The following is a 23,339-nucleotide window of genomic DNA, read 5'->3' on the forward strand; positions in this document are numbered from 1 at the left end:
TCTCACCCCAATATATCTGTAATCCTATAACATAAGCCAGAATATCTTTCAACACTATTAGTATTTTCAACCATAAAGTTCAAGGCTTTTTTATTTCCCACTAAAACTACCATTTCCTTCGCTCTAGTTACACCAGTATACAAAAGATTTCTATTCATAAGCATGGGTGCTCCCATAAACATTGGCATAATTACTACTGGGAATTCACTACCTTGACTTTTATGGATAGTCATAGCATATGCAAGTTCCAGTTCATCAAAATAGCAATCTTCATATTTTACTAATCTTTCATCATCAAAAATTATATGCAATCTATTATTTTCTTCATCAATATCGTCAATATATCCTATATCACCATTAAAAATCCCCATTCCATCATATTCACCATTTCCAGATATTCTTTCCCATTTTATTTGATAATTATTCTTAGTCTGCATAACTTTATCACCAATTCTAAAAACAGTGTTTCTAAATTCAATTTCTTTCTTTATACTGCTATAAGGATTTAAGATTTCCTGTAATTGTCCATTGAGAGTTTCAACACCAAGAACGCCTCGCCTCATTGGGGTTAAAATTTGAATATGCTTTATATTATCCCACTTTTTATTGAAAGAAGGTAACCTTTTATATATTAACCCTTTTATTTCTTCAAGTATATCATTTGGCGATTCCTTTGTTATGAAGAAGAAATCCTTATCCTTTGAATTCAACACTGGAATTTTCCCATTATTTATCATGTGAGCATTTACAATTATCATACTCTCTTTACTTTGTCTAAATATTTCTTTTAATCTAACTACCTTTACAGCATTACTATCTATAATATCTCTAAGGACATTACCTGGTCCTACTGATGGAAGTTGGTCTACATCTCCAACAATAATAATTCTTGTTCCTAATTCCACAGCCTTTAGTAAATTGCTCATTAACATAATATCTATCATCGATGCTTCATCTACAATTAACACATCACACTTTAATGGAGATTCTTCATTTCTAATAAATTCTGAATTTCCCTCATCTTCACTAAACCCTAATTCTAACAATCTATGAATGGTTTTAGCTTCTCTCCCTGTAGATTCTGTCATTCTCTTTGCAGCTCTTCCAGTAGGTGCTGCCATAGAAATCTTTAATGAGTGCTTCTCAAAAATACTGTTTATACAATTTATTATCGTGGTTTTGCCAGTCCCTGGTCCTCCTGTAATTACTTCAATTCCATTTTCTATAGCACCTCTCACAGCCTCTTTCTGCGATTCTGCAAATACTATATTATTTTTTTCTTCAAACTCTTTTATCTCTACATCTATATCTATTTTAAGTTCATCATAAGACGATGTTGCTAAAGTCAAAAGTTTTGAGGTTACTGAAAGTTCACTATAATAATAAGGAAGATCAAACACGCACAATTCTTGATTAAATTCCTCAACTTTTAGCTTTAAATCTAAGATACATTCCTGTAGATTTTTTTCTATTTCAAGGGCATCAACACTTAATATATCTTTTCCCTCACTTATCAATTTATGAAGAGGCATGTATGTGTTGCCAAGCAAAGAAAAATGTTTTACTAAATATATTATGCCACTCTGAATTCTGTAAGGTGAATTAAGTTCAATGCCTAGACTCCTAGCTATTTTATCTGCTGTTCTAAACCCTATTCCACTTATCTCCTCTGTCAATATGTAAGGATTATTTTTCACCATTTCTATAGCTGCATTGCCAAATCTTTTATAAATCTTATTGCATTGAGTTGGGGTGACTCCATAAGTTTGAAGAAACACCATTATAGCTCTTATATCTCTTTGAGTAGCAAAAGACTCAGCTATGACCTTGATTTTCTTTGCGCCTATTCCTTCAATTTCTTTAAGCCGTTCAATATCTTCTTCCATAATTCTCAAAGCATCATTTCCAAAATGCTGAACTATTTTTCTCGCTGTCACTGGTCCTATTCCTTGAACTACTCCTGAAGAAAGATATCGTTCAATACCAATAACAGAATCCGGTAATACCTCTTCACATTCCTCAACCTTAAACTGCTGTCCAAATTTCTTATGATTAATCCATTGACCTTTAAGCTTTAAGGTTTGACCTTCTACTATATAAGGTATAACCCCTACAATCGTAGCTTTATTATCGTCATATTTAATTGTTGCAACTACATATCCATTATCTTCATTTTGAAAGACAATAGCTTCAACAGTACCTTGAATTTCTATCATTTCACTCACCTTAGCTCATTTTGTCCCATATGTAACATCAAGCACCTCTCATTTAGCAGTTTGTTAATTTCCAATACTACATACAAACTTATTTATTCAAATAAGTATGCTAAGATGCAACATATACACTCTGTTTAATAACCTGATCATATTTATAATTATACCACAACTATACTTATCTATTTAAAGAGTTCATATTTGAGCCTCTACCAATTATTTATAGTTCCTCAAATTTAATTTTAAAATCTTTGAAGAATTCCATCTTTAACCTTCTACCCTTGATGCTTTTTACATACTCAATCTAAACTAATCTTTTTTTAATACACCATAGCTTTATTAGATGCTGATAATTCCAATTTTCCACATAAAAAATAAGGCTAGCAAGAGGAAATTTCCACCTTGCTAGCTTTGATTTTTTATTTATTTTATAATAATGCTTTTATCTCTTCAACTTTGTTTAATTGTTCCCATGGAAGATTTAAATCTGTTCTTCCGAAATGTCCATAAGCAGCTGTTTGCTTATAAATTGGTCTTCTTAAATCTAATTGTTTTATGATAGCACCTGGTCTTAAATCAAATACTTTACCTATTATTTTAACAATTTTATCATCTGAAATTTTTCCTGTTCCAAAAGTATCAACTTCGATAGATACTGGATGTGCAACTCCAATTGCATAAGCAACTTCAATTTCTAACTTTTCTGCCACCCCTGCTGCTACTAAATTCTTAGCAACCCATCTTGCAGCATAAGCAGCTGATCTGTCAACCTTAGTTGGATCCTTTCCAGAGAAAGCACCACCACCGTGTCTTCCATAACCACCATAAGTATCAACTATTATCTTTCTTCCTGTAAGGCCTGTATCCCCTTGTGGCCCACCAATAACAAACTTTCCTGTTGGGTTAATGTAATACTTAGTTTGATCATCTAAAAGATTTTCTGGAACTACAGCTTTTATAACATGTTTCATTAAATCTGTTCTTATTTGCTCTTGAGTAACTTCAGGACCGTGTTGTGTTGAAATAACAATAGCATCAATTCTTACTGGTTTATTGTCTTCATACTCAACAGTAACTTGAGTTTTTCCATCTGGTCTTAAGTAATCCAAGATTCCTTCTTTTCTAACTTCTGTTAATCTTCTTGATAATCTGTGAGCCATAGCAATTGGCATAGGCATATATTCTGGAGTTTCAGTAGTAGCAAAACCAAACATCATTCCTTGATCTCCTGCTCCTACAGATTCTATTTCATCAACACTAGTTCCTCTAATTTCTAACGCTTCATCAACACCCATAGCAATGTCTGCTGATTGTTCATCTATAGATGTAAGAACAGAACAAGTTTCACAATCAAAACCATATTTTGCTCTAGTGTATCCAATTTCTCTTACAGTTTCTCTTACAAGCTTAGGAATATCAACATAGCATGAAGTTGTAATTTCCCCCATAACCATAACCATTCCTGTAGTAGTTGCAGTTTCACAAGCAACTCTTGCCTTAGGGTCTTTTTCTAATATAGCATCAAGCACTGCATCGGATATCTGATCACACATTTTATCTGGATGTCCTTCAGTAACAGACTCAGAAGTAAATAATCTTCTCATAGTATAACCTCCTAATTTTTAATCTATATAATATATAAAAAAAACTCTTCGTAAGAAGAGGTAATAATTACATTTCCCCTTATCTTGCAAATTAAATCGCAGGAATTGGCACCTTAGTGATTTCACTGGTTGCCGGGTTTCATCGGGCCTTTTCCCTCCACCTCTCTTGATAAGTACTTTTATTTTATTTTCAACAATTACGATTCTATCATATCGAATAGATATTTGTCAATATTTATTAAAACAAACAATTTAATGTATTTTTTTAAAATACAGGTAATTTTTTCATACAATAAAAAAAGATACTAACAAATTAGCATCTTTTTTGGTGGAGGATGATGGATTCGAACCATCGAAGTCAGAGACAACAGATTTACAGTCTGCCCCCTTTGGCCGCTCGGGAAATCCTCCGTGTGGTGCTGGCAACAGGACTTGAACCCGTAACCTGCTGATTACAAGTCAGCTGCTCTACCAATTGAGCCATGCCAGCGTATTAATGGTGGGAACAACAGGGATCGAACCTGTGACCCTCTGCTTGTAAGGCAGATGCTCTCCCAGCTGAGCTATGCTCCCATTTATACTCTTACACCATTTCGTCTGCACTCTCGTGCCAACATAAGATAGTATACATTGGTTAAGAAACTTTATCAAGCCGAAAAACACCCATTTAACCTTTTTACATTAATATATCTACCATTTACTATGTTTTTCTTATTTTTAGACACTAACTTACATATTTTTATAATACTTTTCCCTTTATTTTTTTTATAGTTTTTTACGTTTTTCACTAATACAATGATTTTATTTTTGCACAATTCTAATATTAACATTCTTACCAACATATATATGTTAATGGGGGTGTTATAGGTGAAAAAAGCTAGAGCTAATTATTTAAACCAAAGTGCATATTGTGAACTCGGAGATTTTTTAAAAGACCTAATAACTAATGATACTATTATCATCTGTATTGGCACTGATAGGTGTATAGGGGATTGTCTTGGTCCATTGGTAGGTACTTTATTAAAGAAAAAGCTATTCCCCCTGCCAGTTTATGGCACCATAAAGAATCCTATACACGCCCTTAACTTAGAAGAAAGTGTTAAAAGGATAAAATGTCTTCATCCTAAAGCTTCAGTTATAGGAATAGATGCTTGTTTAGGTAGTAGTGATAACATAGGAGAAATTCAAATACGACCATTCCCTATACATCCTGGGAAAGGTGTCGGCAAGACTTTGCCCGATGTTGGTGATATATCCATAATAGGTATAGTTGATAGCTGCGATAATAACGAATTATTCACTAATAGAAATATTAGATTAGACTTAATAATGGATATGGCTGAAGTCATTACAGATACTCTTATTTATGCTTATAGTTTATATAAAAAACTGTAATAAGATATTAACATTTTGAAACAAAATATTTCTCGTCTCTTCTATAACATATTTTTATAATTATTTGCTTTTTTAATCATATAAGTTCCAAAAATAAAACTATGTCTAAAGCTTCATTTAACATTAAGCAATTATTATAAGTTATGAACTACCATTTTGGGAACATATATATTAATAAAACAAGCTATTACATAATGAAAAACTCCATTATGTAATAGCCTTTTTTATTTTATAGCAATATCACTGCCTGTACTATCTAATTTTTCAATATATTTTAGCACCTCACCAGTTCCCAATGCAACACAAGAGATTGCATCTTCTGCAACATATACAGGTACTTTAGTAACCTTTTCAACTAATTTATCAAGCCCGTTAAGTAACGCGCCTCCACCAGTCATATAAATACCTTGTTCTGCAATATCAGATGCAAGTTCTGGTGGTGTTCTTTCTAAAACAGCATGAGCGCAATCAGCAATAGCCATTACTGACTCTGAAAGTGCTTCTCTCATCTCCTCAGAGGTTACTACAATATTCTTTGGCAACCCTGTTATAAGGTCTCTACCTTTTATCTCCATAGTATTTTCAACATCTTTTTTATAAGCTGATCCTACATTTATCTTTAGATTTTCTGCTGTTCTCTCACCAATCATTAGCTTATGCTTTTTTCTTACATACTTTATAATTGCTTCATCAAAAGTATCACCAGCTACTTTTATAGACTTTCTTACAACCATTCCACCTAAAGAAATGACTGCAATATCAGTAGTTCCACCACCAATATCTATAACCATAGTTCCACTAGCATTAGTTATATCTATCCCTGCGCCAATGGCTGCTGCAAGTGGCTCTTCAATAAGCTTTACTTTCTTAGCTCCCGCATTAGTCGCTGCGTCTTTAACCGCTCTTTTTTCAACCTCTGTAGCTTCGCAAGGGATACATATAACTACTCTAGGTGTAGAAATCCTTCTTTTACCAATTGCTTTTTTCATGAAGGCCTTTAACATAACTTCCGTAATGTCGTAGTCTGAAATAACACCATCTCTTAATGGACGTATTGCTACAATATTCCCTGGTGTTCTTCCAATCATTTGTCTAGCCTCTTCACCAACTGCCAAAACTTGTCTAGTCGTTTTATTTACAGCTACTACTGATGGTTCTTTAAGTATTACTCCTTTTCCTTTCATATATACCAAAACTGTTGCTGTCCCTAAATCAATTCCTAGGTCTGTACCGACCTTAAAGAACATAAAACCACTCCTACCTATTATATTTTAAAGAAAACTTATACTTAATATTTCATCAAATTTTTACAAAGCTTTCTTTCTAATTATAATAAGAAAAAGCTTAACCTTCAATAGCTTTATATTTTAATTTAGTTGCCTTTCCGCCTCTAATATGTCGTTCAGATTTATTTAAATCTAATATAATTTTTGCTTCTTCAGCTATTTGAGGATTAATTTGAGGTAATCTCTCAGTCATATCTTTATGTATAGTACTTTTACTTACCCCAAATACCTTAGCAGTTTTTCTTATCGTAGCTTTCGAAGTAATAATGTATTTAGCAACATCTAATACTCTATCTTCTATATAATCTTTCACCTTTAAGCCCTCCTATTAGTCTTTTGTTAAGCCACTTTCACCTTGAAAATGGCTTAACGAATATTATTTATTAACCTGCTACTTCAAGGTCTTTTATATAATCTTTTGGGTTAACATCAACATACTTGCTTTCTGAATCCTTTTTAAGCACTTGTAAATACAGTGCTGTAGGACATTGTTCCAATTCCTTAAAAGTATGTGTATACTTAGAACTATTTCCAGTTATGCCGATTTCCTGTTTTTCTTCTACCGTACTATTTGCTTCAACTAAAGCTTTTGATAAGTTTCCATATATTGTTTTATATCCATTTTCGTGGTCAATTATTACTATTGTTCCATTTCCTTTTACATCTTCACCAACATATTCAACTTTACCCTTTGCTGCAGATACAACTTTTTGTTCTTCTTTTGCTTCTATGTAGACACCTAAAGTACTTTTGCTACCTTCCTTTGTAGGATACATTCCATCAACCCCTAAATAAGGAATAATAACCTTACCATCTATAGGTTTTGTAAATGTGACTTTATCTTCACTTGCATTTGCAGCTATTTCTGATGCTGATTTCTTAACCAGTGTTGAATTGCTTATAGCCGTACTAGCCGCTGCTTTGTCCTCAGTCTCCTCTACAGATGTTTCAATAGTTTTGTTACTATTATTTCTGGTAACTACAATTCCTGTTATTGTAGCTATTACGCAAATACACACAAAGAGGATTAAATAGAAACTCTCTTTTTTAAGCAATGCCTTCAGTTTATTTTCATTAGGATCTTTAATTTTATCCATTATTAACACCTCCTGTTTTCAGTTTGTCCTGTAATTATATTTTTAATCATCTTTAATAAAACTTTTTGACGACAATAAAAAACATTATTTTACACCACCTTGGATTTAGCTCTAAACAAATCCGAAAACATCTGATGTTAATCCTTCACTTTAATGAAGTTTTAATTAGCCTAACAATTCTTTGATCCACTGATAAGACTAAGGTTGATTATAATTTTTTTATCCCTTTGGTTTTATGCTTTATTGATTTTATAAAAAAATTCTATAAGAAAAAGCCATTTAACTATAAACTTACTATAGTTAAATAGCATATTGATCACTGATTAAATTTATTATTTACCACTTATATATGAGTTTCATTTAACTTCCTGCATTAAATTGCTATACCGTAATTAAAATTAAACTAGTTTCTTTATTGGAACATACTTATTAAAATAACTTAACTTCATAATAACTTTTTTAACAAAGGATTTTATATACCTATGTATTTATTTTCCTTCCAATCGATTCTTTTTATTTCTACTCCACTATAATAATGTTCTAAGATTTCTTTATAACCTTTTCCCTCTTTTGCCATAATCCTTGCACCCCATTGACTCATACCAACGCCATGCCCGTATCCCTTTGTAATAAAAATCACTGATGTAGCATTTAAGTTTATATCAAAATTTGAAGAATTTAATATAAATAAGCTTCTTATCTTAGTACCTTCTATTATTTCATTACCAACTCTGATTTCCTTTGCTGCACCGCCAGTTGTCCTATCCTTAATTTCAATTTGTCCTTCAAGCTTTTCAGTTGATATATTTGCATTAGGATATTGCTTTAAAATAGTTTCTACAAAATATTCTCGTGATACTATTTTTTTATCATCGTATTTCGGCGAATCTTCCTCACCTAAGCTATCAACACTTTTTAGATATGGAGCATCTTCCTTAAAAACATCAATTGCTTCCTCAGTCTTTCCACTGCTTGTTGAAAAAAAGTATGGTTTTTGCACTAACTTACCATCATATATAAGAACTTGCCCTTCAGTTTCTTTAACAGCATTGGTGATTTTATTCCAATATTCTTCTCTTTTTCTTTGAGTCCAACTTTCCATTCTTTCATCTTTACTGTAATAAACTTGATTTGCAACAGTATCAATAAGATTTGCTCCATTGGCGCCAGGATTACTTACTCCTCCAAAAGCTTCAACATGAGCAAGCGCATAAGTTCTTGCTGCAATAGCTTGAGCTTTTAATGCCTCACTTGGAAATTCTGCAGGCATTTCACCACAAACAACTCCAGTCACATAATCTTCAAGTCCCATTTCTTCTATTCGATTTTCTTTGCTTCTAAATAGCTTAATTTTGAATTCGCCATTATAATTAGAAATATCAAAATCTTGCTTTTTCTCTTCTGAACCTACCTCGTTAAATGCTTGTACCTTTTCAACATTATTATCTAGAGTACTTTCCATCCACTTTTTTTTCGGAATAATAATACTAGTCATTAGAATAAACATCACTAAACTAGTTAAAACTAATAAAATTTTTTTCACCCTTTTATCACTCCTCTTTAGATATATCATGTTAATTATTAAATATATGTAAAAATTAACTATTTAATTATTATTATCTTATCCTTATTTTTATACCCTAAAAATCAAAACACAAGAAAGGAGACTTCATTTCCTTTCTTGTGTTAACTACCAACCCATTCTAAATATCTAAATTATAGGTATATATTATTAAACGTCAATTATATTTATATCAGCACCTACACCTTGTAGTTTTTTCTCTATTTCCTCATATCCTCTTTGTATATGGTAAATATCAACAATAGTAGTAGATCCTTCTGCTACTAACCCAGCTAATATGAGAGCTGCACCAGCTCTCAAATCTGTTGCCTTAACTTCACAACCTGAAAGACTTTCTATTCCTTCAATAATTGCATTTCTTCCATCAATTTTGATATTAGCTCCCATTCGGGTTAGTTCATTTACATGCATAAATCTATTTTCAAATATTGTTTCTGTAATAATACTAGTTCCTGTAACAGTTGTAAGCAATGCCATAATTTGAGCTTGCATATCTGTCGGAAATCCTGGATATGGCATAGTTTTAATATCTATAGGTTTTAATTCCTCACTTGCCTCAACAATAATGTAATCCTCTCCACTAGTTATACCTATTCCCATTTCAGCAAGTTTGGCAGTCATTGATTTTATGTGTTTCTCATTTACATTTTCTAGCTTAATTTTGCTTCTTGTAATAGCAGCAGCAACCATAAAAGTCCCTGCTTCAATTCTGTCAAACATAGGTGTATACTCAACACCTTTCAATTTCTTTACACCTTCAATTACAATTGTGCCAGTTCCAGCGCCAATTATTTTTGCTCCCATAGTTCTTAAAAAGTTTGCTAAATCTTCTATTTCTGGTTCTTCAGCAGCATTTTCTATAACAGTTTCACCATCTGCTAATACTGCTGCCATCATTATATTCTCTGTTGCTCCAACTGATGGAAAGTCTAAATAGACTCTATTTCCTTTTAACTTTTCAGCTCTTGCTTCAACAACTCCAAATTGTGGGTTAACCTCTGCGCCTAAAGCTTTAAATCCTTTTAAATGTAAGTCAATTGGCCTAGTTCCTATGTTGCATCCCCCAGGCAATGAAATCTTAAACCCACCAAATCTTGCAATCATTGGGCCCATAATTAAAAATGATGCTCTCATCTTCCTGATCATTTCACTTGGTGGTTCACATTGAAACAATTCTCTTGTGTCAATTTTTATTACTTTCTGTTCTCTATCTACGCTTATATCAGCTCCTAAGGAGCGCAACACATCACAGATGACAATTACATCATCTAGCATAGGAGCGTTTTTAATAACTGTAATATCCTTATTTAAAATGCATGCTGCGATTATTGGAAGTACAGAATTTTTTGCACTATTAACTTTAATTGAACCTTGAAGTTTTTTTCCACCATTAATAAAGTATTTCTTCATCTTAAGCCTCCACACAAGTACTTTATGCTTAATAGGAAACAGGAATAATAGGTGTTCCTATAATTATATAGTTCCCTGATTTATACATTGCTATAGCTATGTTTATATCTATATTTTTATTTCCTATAGTTAATTTTTCAAAGCTACCAGTATCAGCTATAACACTGTATACATTGCCACCATCTAATATTTCTGCTTCTATGTTTTTAGCCTTTTTCCTTTGCAACTCTTCTATAAGTTTATTTTTTAGTAACTCTAAGTTTTCATCTTGAAGTTTAAATTTATAATATTCATATACTTTCATATTAATGCCTTTAAGTCCTATTTTTCTTTGTAATAACTCTTTCATATATCTAGAACTAATACTTTTCTTTTCAGTAATCACCTCAATAGTAATTCTATCCCTATCAACATTTAATAATCCATTTATATCTTCATTCGAAAACTTAATTTCAGTATCTGATTTAGAATTAATTATAAAATCCTTTTCTATAAAACTTTCTAGAAATTTATCAAAGGTTGTTGTGATCTCAAAAGTTGCTTTAACTCCACATTCTTTATATTTGCAGACCTTTGGATCTATGTAATCCGAAAAAATAAAAAAACCTTGCCCAAACGAAGCCTGTCCCATAAAATATACGGCTACAATAAAAAAAACTGATACAAAAAACATTTTTCCCTTCATCTAATTCACCTCAGGTAAATTATTGACAGTTTATTCTTAAAATATTCTTTTGTTTTTTATATAAATTCCTCGTACTATATAATATAGATTCTTAATGAAAATGTTAATAATTTCTTGCAATATTATGTTTAATTATAAAAAAAAAGTGCTGAATCCTAATTGGGATTCAACACTTTTTTATTTCTTTGATAAATATATACAGTATATTTTTATCTCAAGAAAATATTTTATTATACTGAAGTTTTATTTTCCTTAGCTTCACAACTTTCTACTGCCATTACAACATTCCCTTTTTCAACCTTCAAAACACCAGTAGAAGTACTAACACTAGTACTATTGCCATCTATAACGTAACGTGTCTCAAAAGGTTTTAAAGGAACTATTGTTTCCATATGATTGTTCAAAATTCCTAAGGTCCCTGTGATTCCGCCTACGATTATCTCTTCAACTTCACCATCAAAATAAGTTCCATTTGGTGTGACAATTGAAAACTTAAATTTTGTAGCCATGTTTTTACTCCTTACTCTTGTCTCATAGATTTAGCTTTTGCTTTTGCTTCCTCTATGTTACCAACAAATAAGAATGCTGCTTCAGGAATTTCATCACATTTTCCATCAAGAATTTCTCTGAACCCACTTACAGTTTCAGCTATTGGCACATATTTACCCTGCATACCAGTAAATTGTTCAGCAACAGTAAAGCTTTGTGATAAGAATCTTTGAACTTTTCTTGCTCTACCAACAATAAGTTTATCTTCTTCTGATAATTCGTCTACTCCAAGTATAGCTATGATATCTTGAAGTTCTTTATATCTTTCAAGAATATTCTTTACTTCAAGAGCTGTTTCATAGTGTTCTTTACCTACAATTCTAGGATCTAGAATTCTTGATGTAGATTCAAGAGGGTCAACTGCTGGATAAATACCTATTTCAACTATAGCTCTAGATAAAACTGTTGTAGCATCTAAGTGAGCGAAAGTTGTAGCTGGAGCTGGGTCAGTTAAATCGTCTGCAGGAACATAAACTGCTTGAACAGATGTAATAGATCCATGTTTTGTAGATGTTATTCTTTCCTGCAGAGCCCCCATTTCAGTGGCAAGTGTAGGTTGATATCCAACGGCAGATGGTATTCTACCAAGCAACGCTGAAACCTCTGAACCTGCTTGTGTAAATCTAAATATATTATCTATGAATAGTAGCACATCCTGACCTTTATCTCTAAAGTTTTCTGCCATTGTTAATCCTGTAAGTGCAACTCTCATTCTAGCACCTGGCGGCTCGTTCATTTGTCCGAATACCAATGCAGTTTTGCTTATAACTCCAGAATCACTCATTTCATGATATAAGTCGTTACCTTCTCTTGTTCTTTCACCAACACCAGTAAATACAGAAAGACCACCATGTTCTTTTGCTATGTTATTGATAAGTTCTTGAATAAGTACTGTCTTTCCAACACCAGCACCACCAAATAGACCTATTTTCCCACCTTTTTGGTATGGTGCAAGTAAATCTATAACCTTAATTCCAGTCTCAAACATTTCTTGTTTGCTAGATTGGTCCTCAAATGATGGTGGATTTCTATGGATAGGATACATAGTATCACTTACTACTTCACCTTTATTATCAATTGGCTGTCCTAGCGTATTGAATAATCTTCCAAGAGTAGCCTCTCCAACTGGAACTGTAATCGGAGCGCCTGTATCAATTGCCTTCATTCCTCTTCTAACGCCTTCTGTAGCTTGCATGGATATAGCTCTAACTATATCATCCCCCATGTGTTGCTCAATTTCAGCTACTAATTTTTCTCCGTTTTCTAAATCTACTTCAACTGCGTTGAAAATATTAGGAAGAGTTTCAGTGCTAAATTTTATATCTATAACTGGTCCTATGACTTGAACCACTTTTCCTTCGATATTCGCCATAGTACACCTCCTATGCTTTATTACTAACTTTGTGCTGAAGCACCTCCAACAATCTCAGAGATTTCTTGCGTAATAGCTGCTTGTCGTATTCTATTATATTTAAGATTCAACTTCTCAATAAGTTCATCTGCATTCTTTGTGGCAGAATCCATAGCAGTCATACGTGATGACTGCTCACTAGTCTTTCCATTTAAAAGCGCAGTGAATACTTGACTATTCATATAGCTATTTATAAGAATCTCTAGATCCTCAATCGGTGTAAGCTCATAATTTATTTGTTTTCTATTTGTCTTTTTTTCTTGAACAGAATTGAAAGGAAGTAGTCTTTTCACTTCAACAGCTTGTTTTACAGAGGAAACGAACTTAGTATAAACTATATTGATTTCTCCATATTCATTAGATTTATATAATTCTAATGCTTTTGTAGCAATAACTGCAGCTTCATCCATAGTAGGAATACTTTTTAAATCTACATATTCTGCTAAGGTATCAAATTTATATCTTCTAAGATAGCCTCTTCCCTTTTCGCCAACTAAGATAACTTTTTTATTCTCTTTGTCATCTTTGATTTTATCGATAAGAGTTAAGATAACATTTGAGTTATACCCTCCACACAAGCCTTGATCCGATGTAATAACTATATAAGCCGTTTTAGTTCCCCCATTACCATTAACGTATATGTTTGACTCTTCTACATCTGTCGCTATTTGATTCATAATACCATCTAAAACTTCGCCATATGATTTATTATTAATCATAGCGACTCTAGCTTTTTTCAGGTTAGATGTAGCAATAAGACTCATAGAACTAGTTATTTTTCTCGTATTTTTTACAGACTTTATTCTTCTCTTTATCTCTATTAATCCTGCGCCTGCCATTATTCCACCTCCTATTTAAGTGGATTAGATCTCGTTAAACTTCTTCTTAAAATCAGAAATAGAACTTCTGATCTTATTTTTCAGATCATCATCAAGAGCTTTTTTGTCTCTTAACTCATCTATTACATCTTTATGATGTATATCTAAATCTTTCACCATGGTATTAGTGAATTCTAGAACTTTATTTACAGGAATATCATCTATTAATCCTTCATTAGCTGCAAAGAATACCACTACTTGATGAATAACATCTATTGGCTCATATTGATTTTGTTTTAATATCTCCATAAGTCTTCTTCCTTTTTCAAGGACTCTCTTTGATTCCTTATCTAAATCAGAACCAAATTGAGCAAAAGCAGCTAATTCTCTGTATTGTGCTAGTTCAAGTCTTAATGTACCAGTAACTTGCTTCATAGCTTTAATTTGAGCACTACCACCAACTCTTGATACAGATATACCAGCATTAACCGCTGGCTTTTGACCTACGTTAAACGCTTCACTTTCTAAGAATATCTGACCATCTGTAATAGAAATTACATTTGTAGGTATATATGCTGAAATATCTCCTGCTAGAGTTTCAACTATTGGTAACGCTGTGATTGAACCTCCACCAAGTTCTGGTGAAAGCTTAGCAGCTCTTTCAAGCAATCTTGAATGAAGATAGAATATATCTCCTGGGTAAGCTTCTCTACCAGGTGGTCTACGAAGTAATAATGACATTGTTCTATAAGCAACAGCATGCTTAGACAGATCATCATAAACTATCAATACATCTTTTCCTTGTTTCATAAAATATTCAGCCATTGTTACTCCAGAGAATGGTGCAAGATACTGAAGTGGAGCTGAATCAGATGCTGTTGATGAAACTACAATAGAGTAATCCATAGCACCCATTTCTGTTAATGTACCAACAATATTTGCAACTGTAGATTGTTTTTGACCTATAGCTACATATATACAAATAACATTTTTTCCTTTTTGATTAAGAATTGTATCAAGAGCAATTGCAGTTTTACCTGTTTGTCTATCACCTATTATAAGTTCTCTTTGCCCCCTCCCGATTGGGATCATTGAGTCTATAGCCTTAATACCTGTTTGTAACGGTTGATTAACAGACTGTCTATCAATTACACCATATGCAGGACTTTCACAAGGTCTAGTTTCTACATGTTTTATAGAACCTTTACCATCTATTGGTTTTCCAAGTGGATTTACAACTCTTCCAACAACTTCATCACCTACTGGAACTTCAACTACTCTACCAGTGGTTTTAACTACATCGCCTTCTTTAATTCCTTCTTCATCGCCAAGAAGAACACAGCCTACGTTGTCCTTTTCAAGATTTTGAGCCATACCATAAACTCCATTAGGGAATTCAAGTAATTCTCCCTCCATACAGTTATTCAAACCATAAACTCTGGCAATACCATCTCCAATTTGAACAATAGTACCAGAATCAATAGTGTCTAACTTTTGGGTATAACCTTGAATTTCTTTTTTTATAATAGAAGTAATTTCTTCTGGTTTAATATTCATAGGTTCACCTCTATTCTTCCTTATACATTATATTTCTCATCTCTTCAAGTTTCGTCTTAAGAGTTCCATCAATTACATCATCACCAACTCTTACATAAACTCCACCTATAATACTTTTATCAACTTGTTCAACTAGTATTATGTCTTTATCGTACTTCTTTTCTAACTTATTTATTAATGCACGCTTTTGAATTTCATTCAGTTGCAATGCAGTAACTACAGTTGCTTCGATTTTATTATTTTTCTCAAGATGGATTTTTTCCATCTCTCTTAGTTTCTCTTCCAAGAACAGAATTCTACCTCTTGTTATTAGAATAGTTAAAAATCTTAACAAATCCGCATCTATCTTACCTTCAAAAAGTTCTTTGAAGATAACCTTCTTTTTATGGGAACTTATTTGTGGATGCTCAATCATTCTTGCTAACTCTTCATTTGTTTTAATGAGAGTAACAATTTCTTTTAAGTCATCCATAAATTCTTTAATCTTGCCTTTTTCCTCTGCAACCTCGTATAAGGCTAACGCATATCGTCTATCAAGATATTCATACATATTAACTACCTACCTTCGATAAATAGTCATCAATAAGTCTTCTATGTTCTTCCTCATCAATTGCAGCTTCGAGGGCTCTTGTAGACATTGCTACAGCAAGATCTATAGTTTCAGTTCTTAATTCTTCTATTAGCTTTTCCTTTTCTCTCTTAGCTTCTTTTTGAGCTCTATCTATAATCAATTTAGCTTCATTTTGAGCAGAGTCAAGTATCTCCCTTGAAACAACTTCAGCATTCTTTTTCTGCATTTCTACTATCTCTCTGCCTTGATCTTTAGATTTAGCTAATAACTCTTCTCTTTCTTTAACTAATAATTCTGCCTTTGCTTTTTTCTCTTCAGCTAAAGAATAATTGCTTTTTATACTTTCTTCTCTTTCTTCTATTACTATTAGAATCTTTTTCCAAAAAAACTTTTTTACTACTGCTAGTAGAATTATAAAATTGATTATCGCAGCTAAAATTACTGCAAGATTAATATCTACCATAGAGCTTTTAGCCTCCTTTCAGGCTAGAATTTAAAACTTTTTATAAAGTGTAAGCTTATATTAGGCAACAAATATAAGTAAAATAGCTATGATTAAAGCATATATTGCAGTAGCTTCTGAGAAAACTATACCAAGAATCATTGTTCTAGTAATATCACTACTTGCTTCTGGTTGTCTTGAAACTCCTTCAACAGCTTTTGCAGCAACGTTACCACAACCAATTCCTGCTCCAACAACTCCTAAAGCCGCTAACCCAGCAGCAAGTACCTTCATTCCATTTACAAAACTTTCATTCATTTTACATACCTCCGTTATTTTTATTATTCTTCTGCTATAATTTTTGTGTTTATAGTTACTAGCATTAAAACGATATACGTCTGGATTAATCCATCGAATATATCAAAATACATGTGTGGGAAAATTGGTATTACCAATGAAAAAAGATTAAACGTTAACACATGTGAAAATTCAACAGCTGTAGATGTTGCTTCTGATAAATGCGCTAAGGCTTCATAAATAAGTTCAACTAAAATAGTACCTGCAAGTAAATTTCCAAAAAGTCTGAGACTTGTAGATAATAAGAATGTTAATCTTTCTACAATATTCAGTGGAAAAATAAAAGCTACTGGTTGAGCAAAACCTTTTAGATAATGACCCAGTCCATTGACTTTAATAGCATAACCATTGATTACACCAAATGCAATTAATCCAAAAGACAACGCTATATTTATATTCGCTGCTGGTGGTTTAATCCCTATTAGTCCTATGAGATTAAGTAATCCTAAATATAATGCTAAGGTTCCAACAAAAGGCACAAACTGCTTATACTGACTTCCCATATTTTGATCTACTAATCCTCGTATAAAGTTTACAAAAGTTTCTGCAACTGCTTGCCTTCTGGATGGAATAACTTTTAAATTTCTTGAAAAATAAAAAGTTACTGCGATTATTATTAACATCACTGACCACATCATTATATTAAGTCTGATAAAGGTTGTGTCTATTTTAAATGGAACCTTTAATACATCGGTAGACCAGTATACTACATCTGCTTCTTTTCCTCCCATAAAACTATCACTCCCCTTTCTTTTTAATTATTGAAACTATTAATGGTACTTGATATAAAGTATAACCTATTATGTATGGGAAAGCATAATTGGGTACTTTCAAAATAAGGTAAATTGCCACTAATGCTATTATTATTATTCTTAATATAAAAGAAATTATTATAAATAAAACAAATGCTTCTTTATAATTATTAAGAAAATAAAAGCTCCCATGGTAATTCAATACATAAGATAGAATTCCTAACAAAAACCCTACCAAAAATGGCATAATAAATTTGGGGTTTATATATCCAAATATTATGCTCATTAAAACTAGAAGAATCATTAAAATTTTTATGAAGTCCTTTGTTATTATCTTTTGTCTCAGCAATTAGCATCATTCCTTACTACTTGATTATTATAATCTCCATTCTAACACAAATAAACTTCTAAATTTTCCTAATTTCCTATAATAGCGTTGATTTTGCAAGTTTAAGGTTTATTCCTTCACTTTTAAGCCACTATACTCATGTTTTCTATAATATATTCATTTTTTTTGCAAGTTCCTTCATTTTTAAATAAAGGCTCAATTTTCTGAAAATTGAATAAGTTATCCATAACTCCTTTACCTAAATTATTAAACTTTATACAATAGCTTTCTTAAGCATGAAATCGTCTCCGTAAACATTTACATGAGAATTTCTATCAATATATATGTTTTTTCATATATATACAGTAAAAAACTGGAGTTATTATAAAAATTATAAATAGATTATAAATTGCAATAACACTTTTAAATTATTCAAAAATTTTTTAAATTAATCATTAATTTATGTACTTTTTTAATAACTTATATGCCTTAATTATTTTTATCGTATTAACATGACAAAACTTTAACGTTTTCAATTGATAAGCTAATTATTTTTTGTTGCTTTTGGCCTTTTTATAGTAACAAAAAACAGTCTATTTACCGTAAAATACCCTGTAGTAAATAGACTGTTTTATTAAATTTTAACTAATTAGCATTTTTCAACTATTACAGCTGTTCCTTGTCCGCCACCTATACATAATGTAGCAAGACCTAATTTAGCATCTTCTCTTTTTTGTAATTCGTGAATTAATGAAACTAATATTCTAGCACCTGAAGCACCAACTGGATGTCCAAGAGCAATAGCTCCACCATTTACATTAACTTTGCTCATATCGAATTCTAAATCTTTAGCAACTGCTAAACTTTGAGCAGCAAAAGCTTCATTTGCTTCGATAAGATCTAAATCAGCAACTGAAAGGTTTGCTCTTTCAAGAGCAACTCTTGTTGAAGCAACTGGTCCGTATCCCATGATTTGTGGATCTAATCCTTTTGATCCCCATGAAACAATTTTAACTAAAGGTTTAACACCTAATTGAGCTGCTTTTTCAGCACTCATAACTACTAGTGCAGCAGCACCATCATTGATACCTGATGCATTACCAGCTGTAACTGTTCCGTCTTTCTTGAATGCTGGCTTTAATTTACCTAATGATGCAGCTGTTGTTCCAAATCTTGGGAATTCATCTGTATCAAATACTATTGGGTCACCTTTTCTTTGTGGAATAGTAACTGGTACTATTTCATCCTTGAATCTACCTGCTTTAACAGCAACTTCAGCCTTTTGTTGTGAACTTGCAGCAAATTCATCTTGCATTTCTCTAGTTAAGTTCCATTTTTCTGCTATGTTTTCAGCAGTAATACCCATGTGGTATCCATAGAAAGCATCTGTTAACGCATCATTTATCATAGCATCAACGATTTTTCCATCACCCATTCTTTGTCCCCATCTAGTTGTTGGTAATATATATGGTGCTAAAGACATGTTTTCCATACCTCCAGCAACTACAACATCAGCATCACCAGATTGAATCATTTGGCAAGCTAATGATACAGATCTTAAACCTGAACCACAAACTTTATTAATTGTCATTGCAGGAACTTCTTCTGGAAGACCTGATTTAACTGTAGCTATTCTTGCTACATTTTGTCCAAGTCCTGCTGATATAACGTTACCCAATACAACTTCGTCAACTTGGTCTCCGCTTATACCTGCTCTGCTCACTGCTTCTTTAATAACGATAGCTCCTAACTCTGCTGCTGGAACAGATTTTAATGAACCTCCAAAAGTACCTACTGCAGTTCTAACTGCACTTACGATTACTACATCTCTCATGGAATTACCTCCTAAATTTATTTAAGCTTATTGCTTTAAAACGAATTTACATTTGTCAACATATTTATTATAACTATTTAAAGCTTTTTTATCAATATAAATTGTTAAAATTTTAACTAATTTATGTATTATTTTCTTTATCCAATAAAATATTGATAATTTGCTAACAAAAAGCTACCTTAATTTAGGTAGCTTTTTTACATACATATTAGTAATACTTAAATTTGATGAATATTCTTAATATAAACTCCTCATTTAACAAAGTAAATTTTAAGAATCATCATTAAAATGATAGTTAATTTTTTATTATAGGTTAAACTGTAAATATCTTAATTTCAAATTAAATTCTAACATTTTGTTAAATAAAATATATCATCCTAAATAAATTCTATATCTGGCATTTATTTAGAACTCTTTAAATCCATAGCTGGAACATCTCTTTTACCAAAATAATATAAAATATCTTCAGCAATTCTCTTTGAGGCTTTTCCATCACCATATGGATTTGCTGCCTTACTCATAAGTTCATAAGCTTTTGGATCACGTATAAGCTTATTTGCCTCATTTACTATATATTCAGTATCTGTACCAACAAGCTTTACAGTACCAGCTTTAACAGCTTCTGGTCTTTCCGTTACATCTCTAAGCACAAGTACAGGTTTTCCAAGGTGTGGCGCTTCTTCTTGAAGTCCACCTGAGTCTGTCATAATCATATATGCATTATTCATAAGGTTATGAGTCTCTTTTGTATCTAAAGGATATAATAGATGAATTCTTTCTTCTCCATCTAGGTGCTTATATACAACATCCTTAACAACTGGATTTAAATGTACAAGATACACAAGTTCAACATCTTTATTTTCTCTAACAATTGTTTTAAGAGCCTTACAGATATTTTCTATCCCATCTCCCCAGTTTTCTCTTCTATGAGCTGTAACCATTATAACTTTTCTTTTTTTATAATTTATATAATTTAATTGTTCTGTTTTAAATTCATAATTATCTTCTACAGTATGAGCCATAGCATCTATTACTGTGTTTCCAGTAACAAAAATATCCTCTTCTTTAACACCTTCTCTAAGAAGGTTATTTTTAGCTACTTCCGTTGGAGAAAAATTTAAATCAGCTACAGCGCAAGTTAATTTTCTATTCATCTCTTCTGGGAATGGGAAATATTTATCAAAGGTCCTTAATCCCGCCTCAACATGTCCAACTTTAATTTGCTTATAAAACGCAGCTAAAGCGCTAGCAAAAGTAGTTGTAGTGTCTCCATGCACAAGAATCATATCTGGATTTTCTTGTTCAAATATCTCCTCTAAATTTTCTAGAACCTTTGTAGTTATACTTGTAAGCGTCTGTTTTGTTTGCATTATATTTAAATCATAATCTGTCTTTATCTCAAAAAGTTCTAATACTTGGTCAAGCATTTCTCTATGTTGCGCAGTTACACATACCTTTGATTCAATTTCTTCATGCTTCTCAAGTTCTTTTATTAATGGGGCCATTTTTACTGCTTCTGGTCTAGTTCCAAATATAGTTATTATCTTGATTTTTTCCATTTTACATCCTCCATGCTATACTACTCTTTAGATTTAAAGAAACCTACTTTCCAACCGATTAATACTATTGCTGCCATAACCGTAGCTAATATTATATAGGAATTTGTAGAACTAACTTCTAAAGCTATTATAGATACAATTCCCAATATGCCACTTATTATATAAATAATAACAACAGCTTGAACCTGTGATAAACCTAAATCAAGAAGTCTATGATGAAAATGCCCTTTGTCAGCTTGTAAAATCGGTTTACCATTAACCTTTCTTCTAATCATAGCGAAAAGTGTATCATATATAGGAATTCCTAAAGCTAAAATTGGTACTGCTACCGCGAAAGCTGTTGCAGATTTCACTGTTCCTACCATTGAAATTGCTGCTAAAAGAAATCCTAATAACTGTGATCCTGTGTCACCTAAAAAAATCGTTGCTGGATGAAAGTTAAACATTAGAAATCCTAAAATACTTCCACATAAAATTATTGTTAATGCAGCTACCATAGGTCTTCCATTTAAAATTGACATGAAAAAAATCGATAAAGAAGATATAAAAGCTACACCACCACACAAACCATCTAAGCCGTCGATTAAATTAAATGCATTTGTAACACCAATAATCCACAATATTGTTATTGGAATACTTAAATACTGTAGTGAAAAAAACTGGTCTCCAGTTCCAAAGGGATTGGTCAATAGTTGTATCTTTACTCCCATGACAATTAACATAACAGCTCCAGCTAACTGAAACATTATTTTGTATAATGGTCTTATTTCATATATATCATCCAATATACCACCTACAACTATAGGAAGTGCACTAATTACAATGATAAATTTTAGTTTATCAAATTCACCAGTAAAAAACAGACTAACAACAGCAAAAGCTATGTATATACTTAGTCCACCAAGAAGCGGAGTATCTTTTGAATGTATTCGCCTTCCACCAGAAGCTATATCAACCGCTCCAATGACAAAAGCTATCTTTTTCACTAACGGCACTAAAAGAAGGCATATTATGAACCCTAATAAAAATAGTTTTATGCTTATCATATTTTTTCCTCAACTCATACTAAATTACTAATATTTTAATATACATAATTAATAATTTAAAGTTTATTTCGTTATATCATTATTATTTTTTCTCTTTATATCTAAATAATACTAATAAATATTATCAATCTTTATCAGCTATTAGTAAAAAAATTCAGCATAGCTGAATTTTCCCACTATTAACCATATAAACTAATCTATTTTGTCCCAAATAATCTATCTCCAGCATCACCAAGTCCTGGAACAATATATCCTTTTTCATTTAGCTTTTCATCAATAGATGCTAAATAAATATCTACATCTGGATGAGCAACTTGAACTGCTTTTATACCTTCTGGAGAACCTAAAAGACACATCAATCTAATATATTTAGCGCCTCTTTTCTTAAGAAGTGATATCGCATCAATAGCAGATCCACCAGTAGCTAGCATTGGATCTGTTACTATTATATCTCTTTCTTCAATATCCTGAGGTAACTTACAGAAGTATTCCACTGGTTGAAGTGTCACTTCATCTCTATATAAGCCTATATGGCCAACCTTTGCAGCTGGTATAAGTTTAAGCATACCATCTACCATACCAAGGCCAGCTCTTAAAATTGGCACTATAGCAACTTTTTTACCTGCTAACATTTTGCAATCTGTTACGCAAATTGGTGTTTCAACCTTTACAGTTTCTGTTGGCATTTCTCTTGTTACTTCATAAGCCATAAGCATTGCAACTTCATTAACTAATTCTCTAAAATCTTTCGATCCAGTATTCTTATCTCTTATAAGTGCTAATTTATGTAGTATCAATGGATGTGTTATTTCAATTACTTTACTCATGGAAAACGTCCTCTCT

At 32.0% G+C, this 23,339-nt stretch carries 21 protein-coding genes, 3 tRNA genes and 1 riboswitch; of the genes, 1 reads left to right on the top strand and 23 read right to left on the bottom strand.

Features of this window, described 5'->3' with window-relative positions:
- Window positions 1-2 precede the first annotated feature (2 nt).
- From recD2 to CLOCEL_RS15235, 5 genes are all read right to left on the bottom strand, one after another.
- On the bottom strand, window positions 3-2,216 hold the full coding sequence (recD2, locus tag CLOCEL_RS15215; protein WP_010075824.1) for an SF1B family DNA helicase RecD2: 2,214 nt from the start codon (window positions 2,214-2,216) through the stop codon (window positions 3-5).
- 425 nt (window positions 2,217-2,641) lie between these two features.
- A complete protein-coding gene (gene metK, locus CLOCEL_RS15220; protein WP_010075825.1) occupies window positions 2,642-3,817 on the bottom strand; it encodes a methionine adenosyltransferase in 1,176 nt (391 codons plus the stop codon).
- Window positions 3,818-3,893: 76 nt separating this feature from the next.
- Window positions 3,894-3,993, bottom strand: a riboswitch (SAM riboswitch).
- 150 nt (window positions 3,994-4,143) lie between these two features.
- Window positions 4,144-4,228, bottom strand: a tRNA-Tyr gene (locus CLOCEL_RS15225).
- Window positions 4,229-4,231: 3 nt separating this feature from the next.
- Window positions 4,232-4,307 (bottom strand) — tRNA-Thr (locus tag CLOCEL_RS15230).
- Window positions 4,308-4,314: 7 nt separating this feature from the next.
- A tRNA-Val gene (locus CLOCEL_RS15235) sits at window positions 4,315-4,390 on the bottom strand.
- A 294-nt stretch (window positions 4,391-4,684) separates the two neighbouring features.
- Here CLOCEL_RS15235 and yyaC point away from each other — a divergent pair.
- Window positions 4,685-5,212, top strand: a complete 528-nt coding sequence (gene yyaC, locus CLOCEL_RS15240; protein ID WP_010075826.1) for a spore protease YyaC — start codon at window positions 4,685-4,687, stop codon at window positions 5,210-5,212.
- A gap of 224 nt (window positions 5,213-5,436) precedes the next feature.
- Here yyaC and mreB read toward each other — a convergent pair whose 3' ends face one another.
- From mreB to upp, 18 genes are all read right to left on the bottom strand, one after another.
- Complete coding sequence (gene mreB, locus CLOCEL_RS15245) at window positions 5,437-6,459, bottom strand: rod shape-determining protein (protein ID WP_010075827.1); 1,023 nt, start codon at window positions 6,457-6,459, stop codon at window positions 5,437-5,439.
- A 97-nt stretch (window positions 6,460-6,556) separates the two neighbouring features.
- Window positions 6,557-6,811: a sporulation transcriptional regulator SpoIIID gene (gene spoIIID, locus CLOCEL_RS15250; RefSeq protein WP_010075828.1), complete on the bottom strand. Its 255-nt coding sequence runs from the start codon at window positions 6,809-6,811 to the stop codon at window positions 6,557-6,559.
- A 70-nt stretch (window positions 6,812-6,881) separates the two neighbouring features.
- Window positions 6,882-7,595 (bottom strand): peptidoglycan DD-metalloendopeptidase family protein, encoded by a 714-nt coding sequence (locus CLOCEL_RS15255; protein ID WP_010075829.1) that lies wholly within the window; start codon window positions 7,593-7,595, stop codon window positions 6,882-6,884.
- A 472-nt stretch (window positions 7,596-8,067) separates the two neighbouring features.
- Window positions 8,068-9,138, bottom strand: a complete 1,071-nt coding sequence (gene spoIID, locus CLOCEL_RS15260) for a stage II sporulation protein D (RefSeq protein WP_010075830.1) — start codon at window positions 9,136-9,138, stop codon at window positions 8,068-8,070.
- Window positions 9,139-9,327: 189 nt separating this feature from the next.
- The gene (gene murA / locus CLOCEL_RS15265; protein ID WP_010075831.1) at window positions 9,328-10,587 is read right to left on the bottom strand and encodes a UDP-N-acetylglucosamine 1-carboxyvinyltransferase; all 1,260 of its coding nucleotides are present in this window, start codon (window positions 10,585-10,587) and stop codon (window positions 9,328-9,330) included.
- A 28-nt stretch (window positions 10,588-10,615) separates the two neighbouring features.
- Window positions 10,616-11,272, bottom strand: coding sequence for a YwmB family TATA-box binding protein (locus tag CLOCEL_RS15270; protein WP_010075832.1), 657 nt, complete (start codon window positions 11,270-11,272; stop codon window positions 10,616-10,618).
- Window positions 11,273-11,502: 230 nt separating this feature from the next.
- Window positions 11,503-11,781 carry a F0F1 ATP synthase subunit epsilon gene (locus CLOCEL_RS15275; protein ID WP_010075833.1) on the bottom strand — a complete coding sequence of 93 codons (279 nt, stop codon included), beginning with the start codon at window positions 11,779-11,781 and terminating at the stop codon, window positions 11,503-11,505.
- 11 nt (window positions 11,782-11,792) lie between these two features.
- A complete protein-coding gene (gene atpD / locus CLOCEL_RS15280) occupies window positions 11,793-13,193 on the bottom strand; it encodes a F0F1 ATP synthase subunit beta (RefSeq protein ID WP_010075834.1) in 1,401 nt (466 codons plus the stop codon).
- A 23-nt stretch (window positions 13,194-13,216) separates the two neighbouring features.
- Window positions 13,217-14,071, bottom strand: coding sequence for an ATP synthase F1 subunit gamma (atpG, locus tag CLOCEL_RS15285; RefSeq protein WP_010075835.1), 855 nt, complete (start codon window positions 14,069-14,071; stop codon window positions 13,217-13,219).
- Window positions 14,072-14,095: 24 nt separating this feature from the next.
- The gene (gene atpA / locus CLOCEL_RS15290) at window positions 14,096-15,607 is read right to left on the bottom strand and encodes a F0F1 ATP synthase subunit alpha (protein ID WP_010075836.1); all 1,512 of its coding nucleotides are present in this window, start codon (window positions 15,605-15,607) and stop codon (window positions 14,096-14,098) included.
- A gap of 10 nt (window positions 15,608-15,617) precedes the next feature.
- Entirely contained in the window at window positions 15,618-16,157 is a 540-nt protein-coding gene (locus tag CLOCEL_RS15295) for a F0F1 ATP synthase subunit delta (RefSeq protein ID WP_010075837.1), read from the bottom strand.
- 1 nt (window position 16,158) lies between these two features.
- Window positions 16,159-16,641, bottom strand: a complete 483-nt coding sequence (locus CLOCEL_RS15300) for a F0F1 ATP synthase subunit B (protein ID WP_010075838.1) — start codon at window positions 16,639-16,641, stop codon at window positions 16,159-16,161.
- A gap of 60 nt (window positions 16,642-16,701) precedes the next feature.
- The gene (atpE, locus tag CLOCEL_RS15305; RefSeq protein WP_010075839.1) at window positions 16,702-16,938 is read right to left on the bottom strand and encodes an ATP synthase F0 subunit C; all 237 of its coding nucleotides are present in this window, start codon (window positions 16,936-16,938) and stop codon (window positions 16,702-16,704) included.
- 23 nt (window positions 16,939-16,961) lie between these two features.
- Window positions 16,962-17,708: a FoF1 ATP synthase subunit A gene (locus tag CLOCEL_RS15310; protein WP_010075840.1), complete on the bottom strand. Its 747-nt coding sequence runs from the start codon at window positions 17,706-17,708 to the stop codon at window positions 16,962-16,964.
- Window positions 17,709-18,706: 998 nt separating this feature from the next.
- Window positions 18,707-19,891, bottom strand: a complete 1,185-nt coding sequence (locus CLOCEL_RS15320; RefSeq protein ID WP_010075843.1) for an acetyl-CoA C-acetyltransferase — start codon at window positions 19,889-19,891, stop codon at window positions 18,707-18,709.
- Window positions 19,892-20,292: 401 nt separating this feature from the next.
- Entirely contained in the window at window positions 20,293-21,450 is a 1,158-nt protein-coding gene (gene wecB / locus CLOCEL_RS15325) for a non-hydrolyzing UDP-N-acetylglucosamine 2-epimerase (protein WP_010075844.1), read from the bottom strand.
- 20 nt (window positions 21,451-21,470) lie between these two features.
- Window positions 21,471-22,496 (bottom strand): MraY family glycosyltransferase, encoded by a 1,026-nt coding sequence (locus CLOCEL_RS15330; RefSeq protein ID WP_010075845.1) that lies wholly within the window; start codon window positions 22,494-22,496, stop codon window positions 21,471-21,473.
- A 197-nt stretch (window positions 22,497-22,693) separates the two neighbouring features.
- Window positions 22,694-23,323: a uracil phosphoribosyltransferase gene (gene upp / locus CLOCEL_RS15335; RefSeq protein WP_010075846.1), complete on the bottom strand. Its 630-nt coding sequence runs from the start codon at window positions 23,321-23,323 to the stop codon at window positions 22,694-22,696.
- Window positions 23,324-23,339 lie beyond the last annotated feature (16 nt).

The sequence above is a fragment of the Clostridium cellulovorans 743B genome (assembly GCF_000145275.1).
In the GTDB taxonomy this organism is placed as follows: Bacteria; Bacillota; Clostridia; order Clostridiales; family Clostridiaceae; genus Clostridium_K; species Clostridium_K cellulovorans.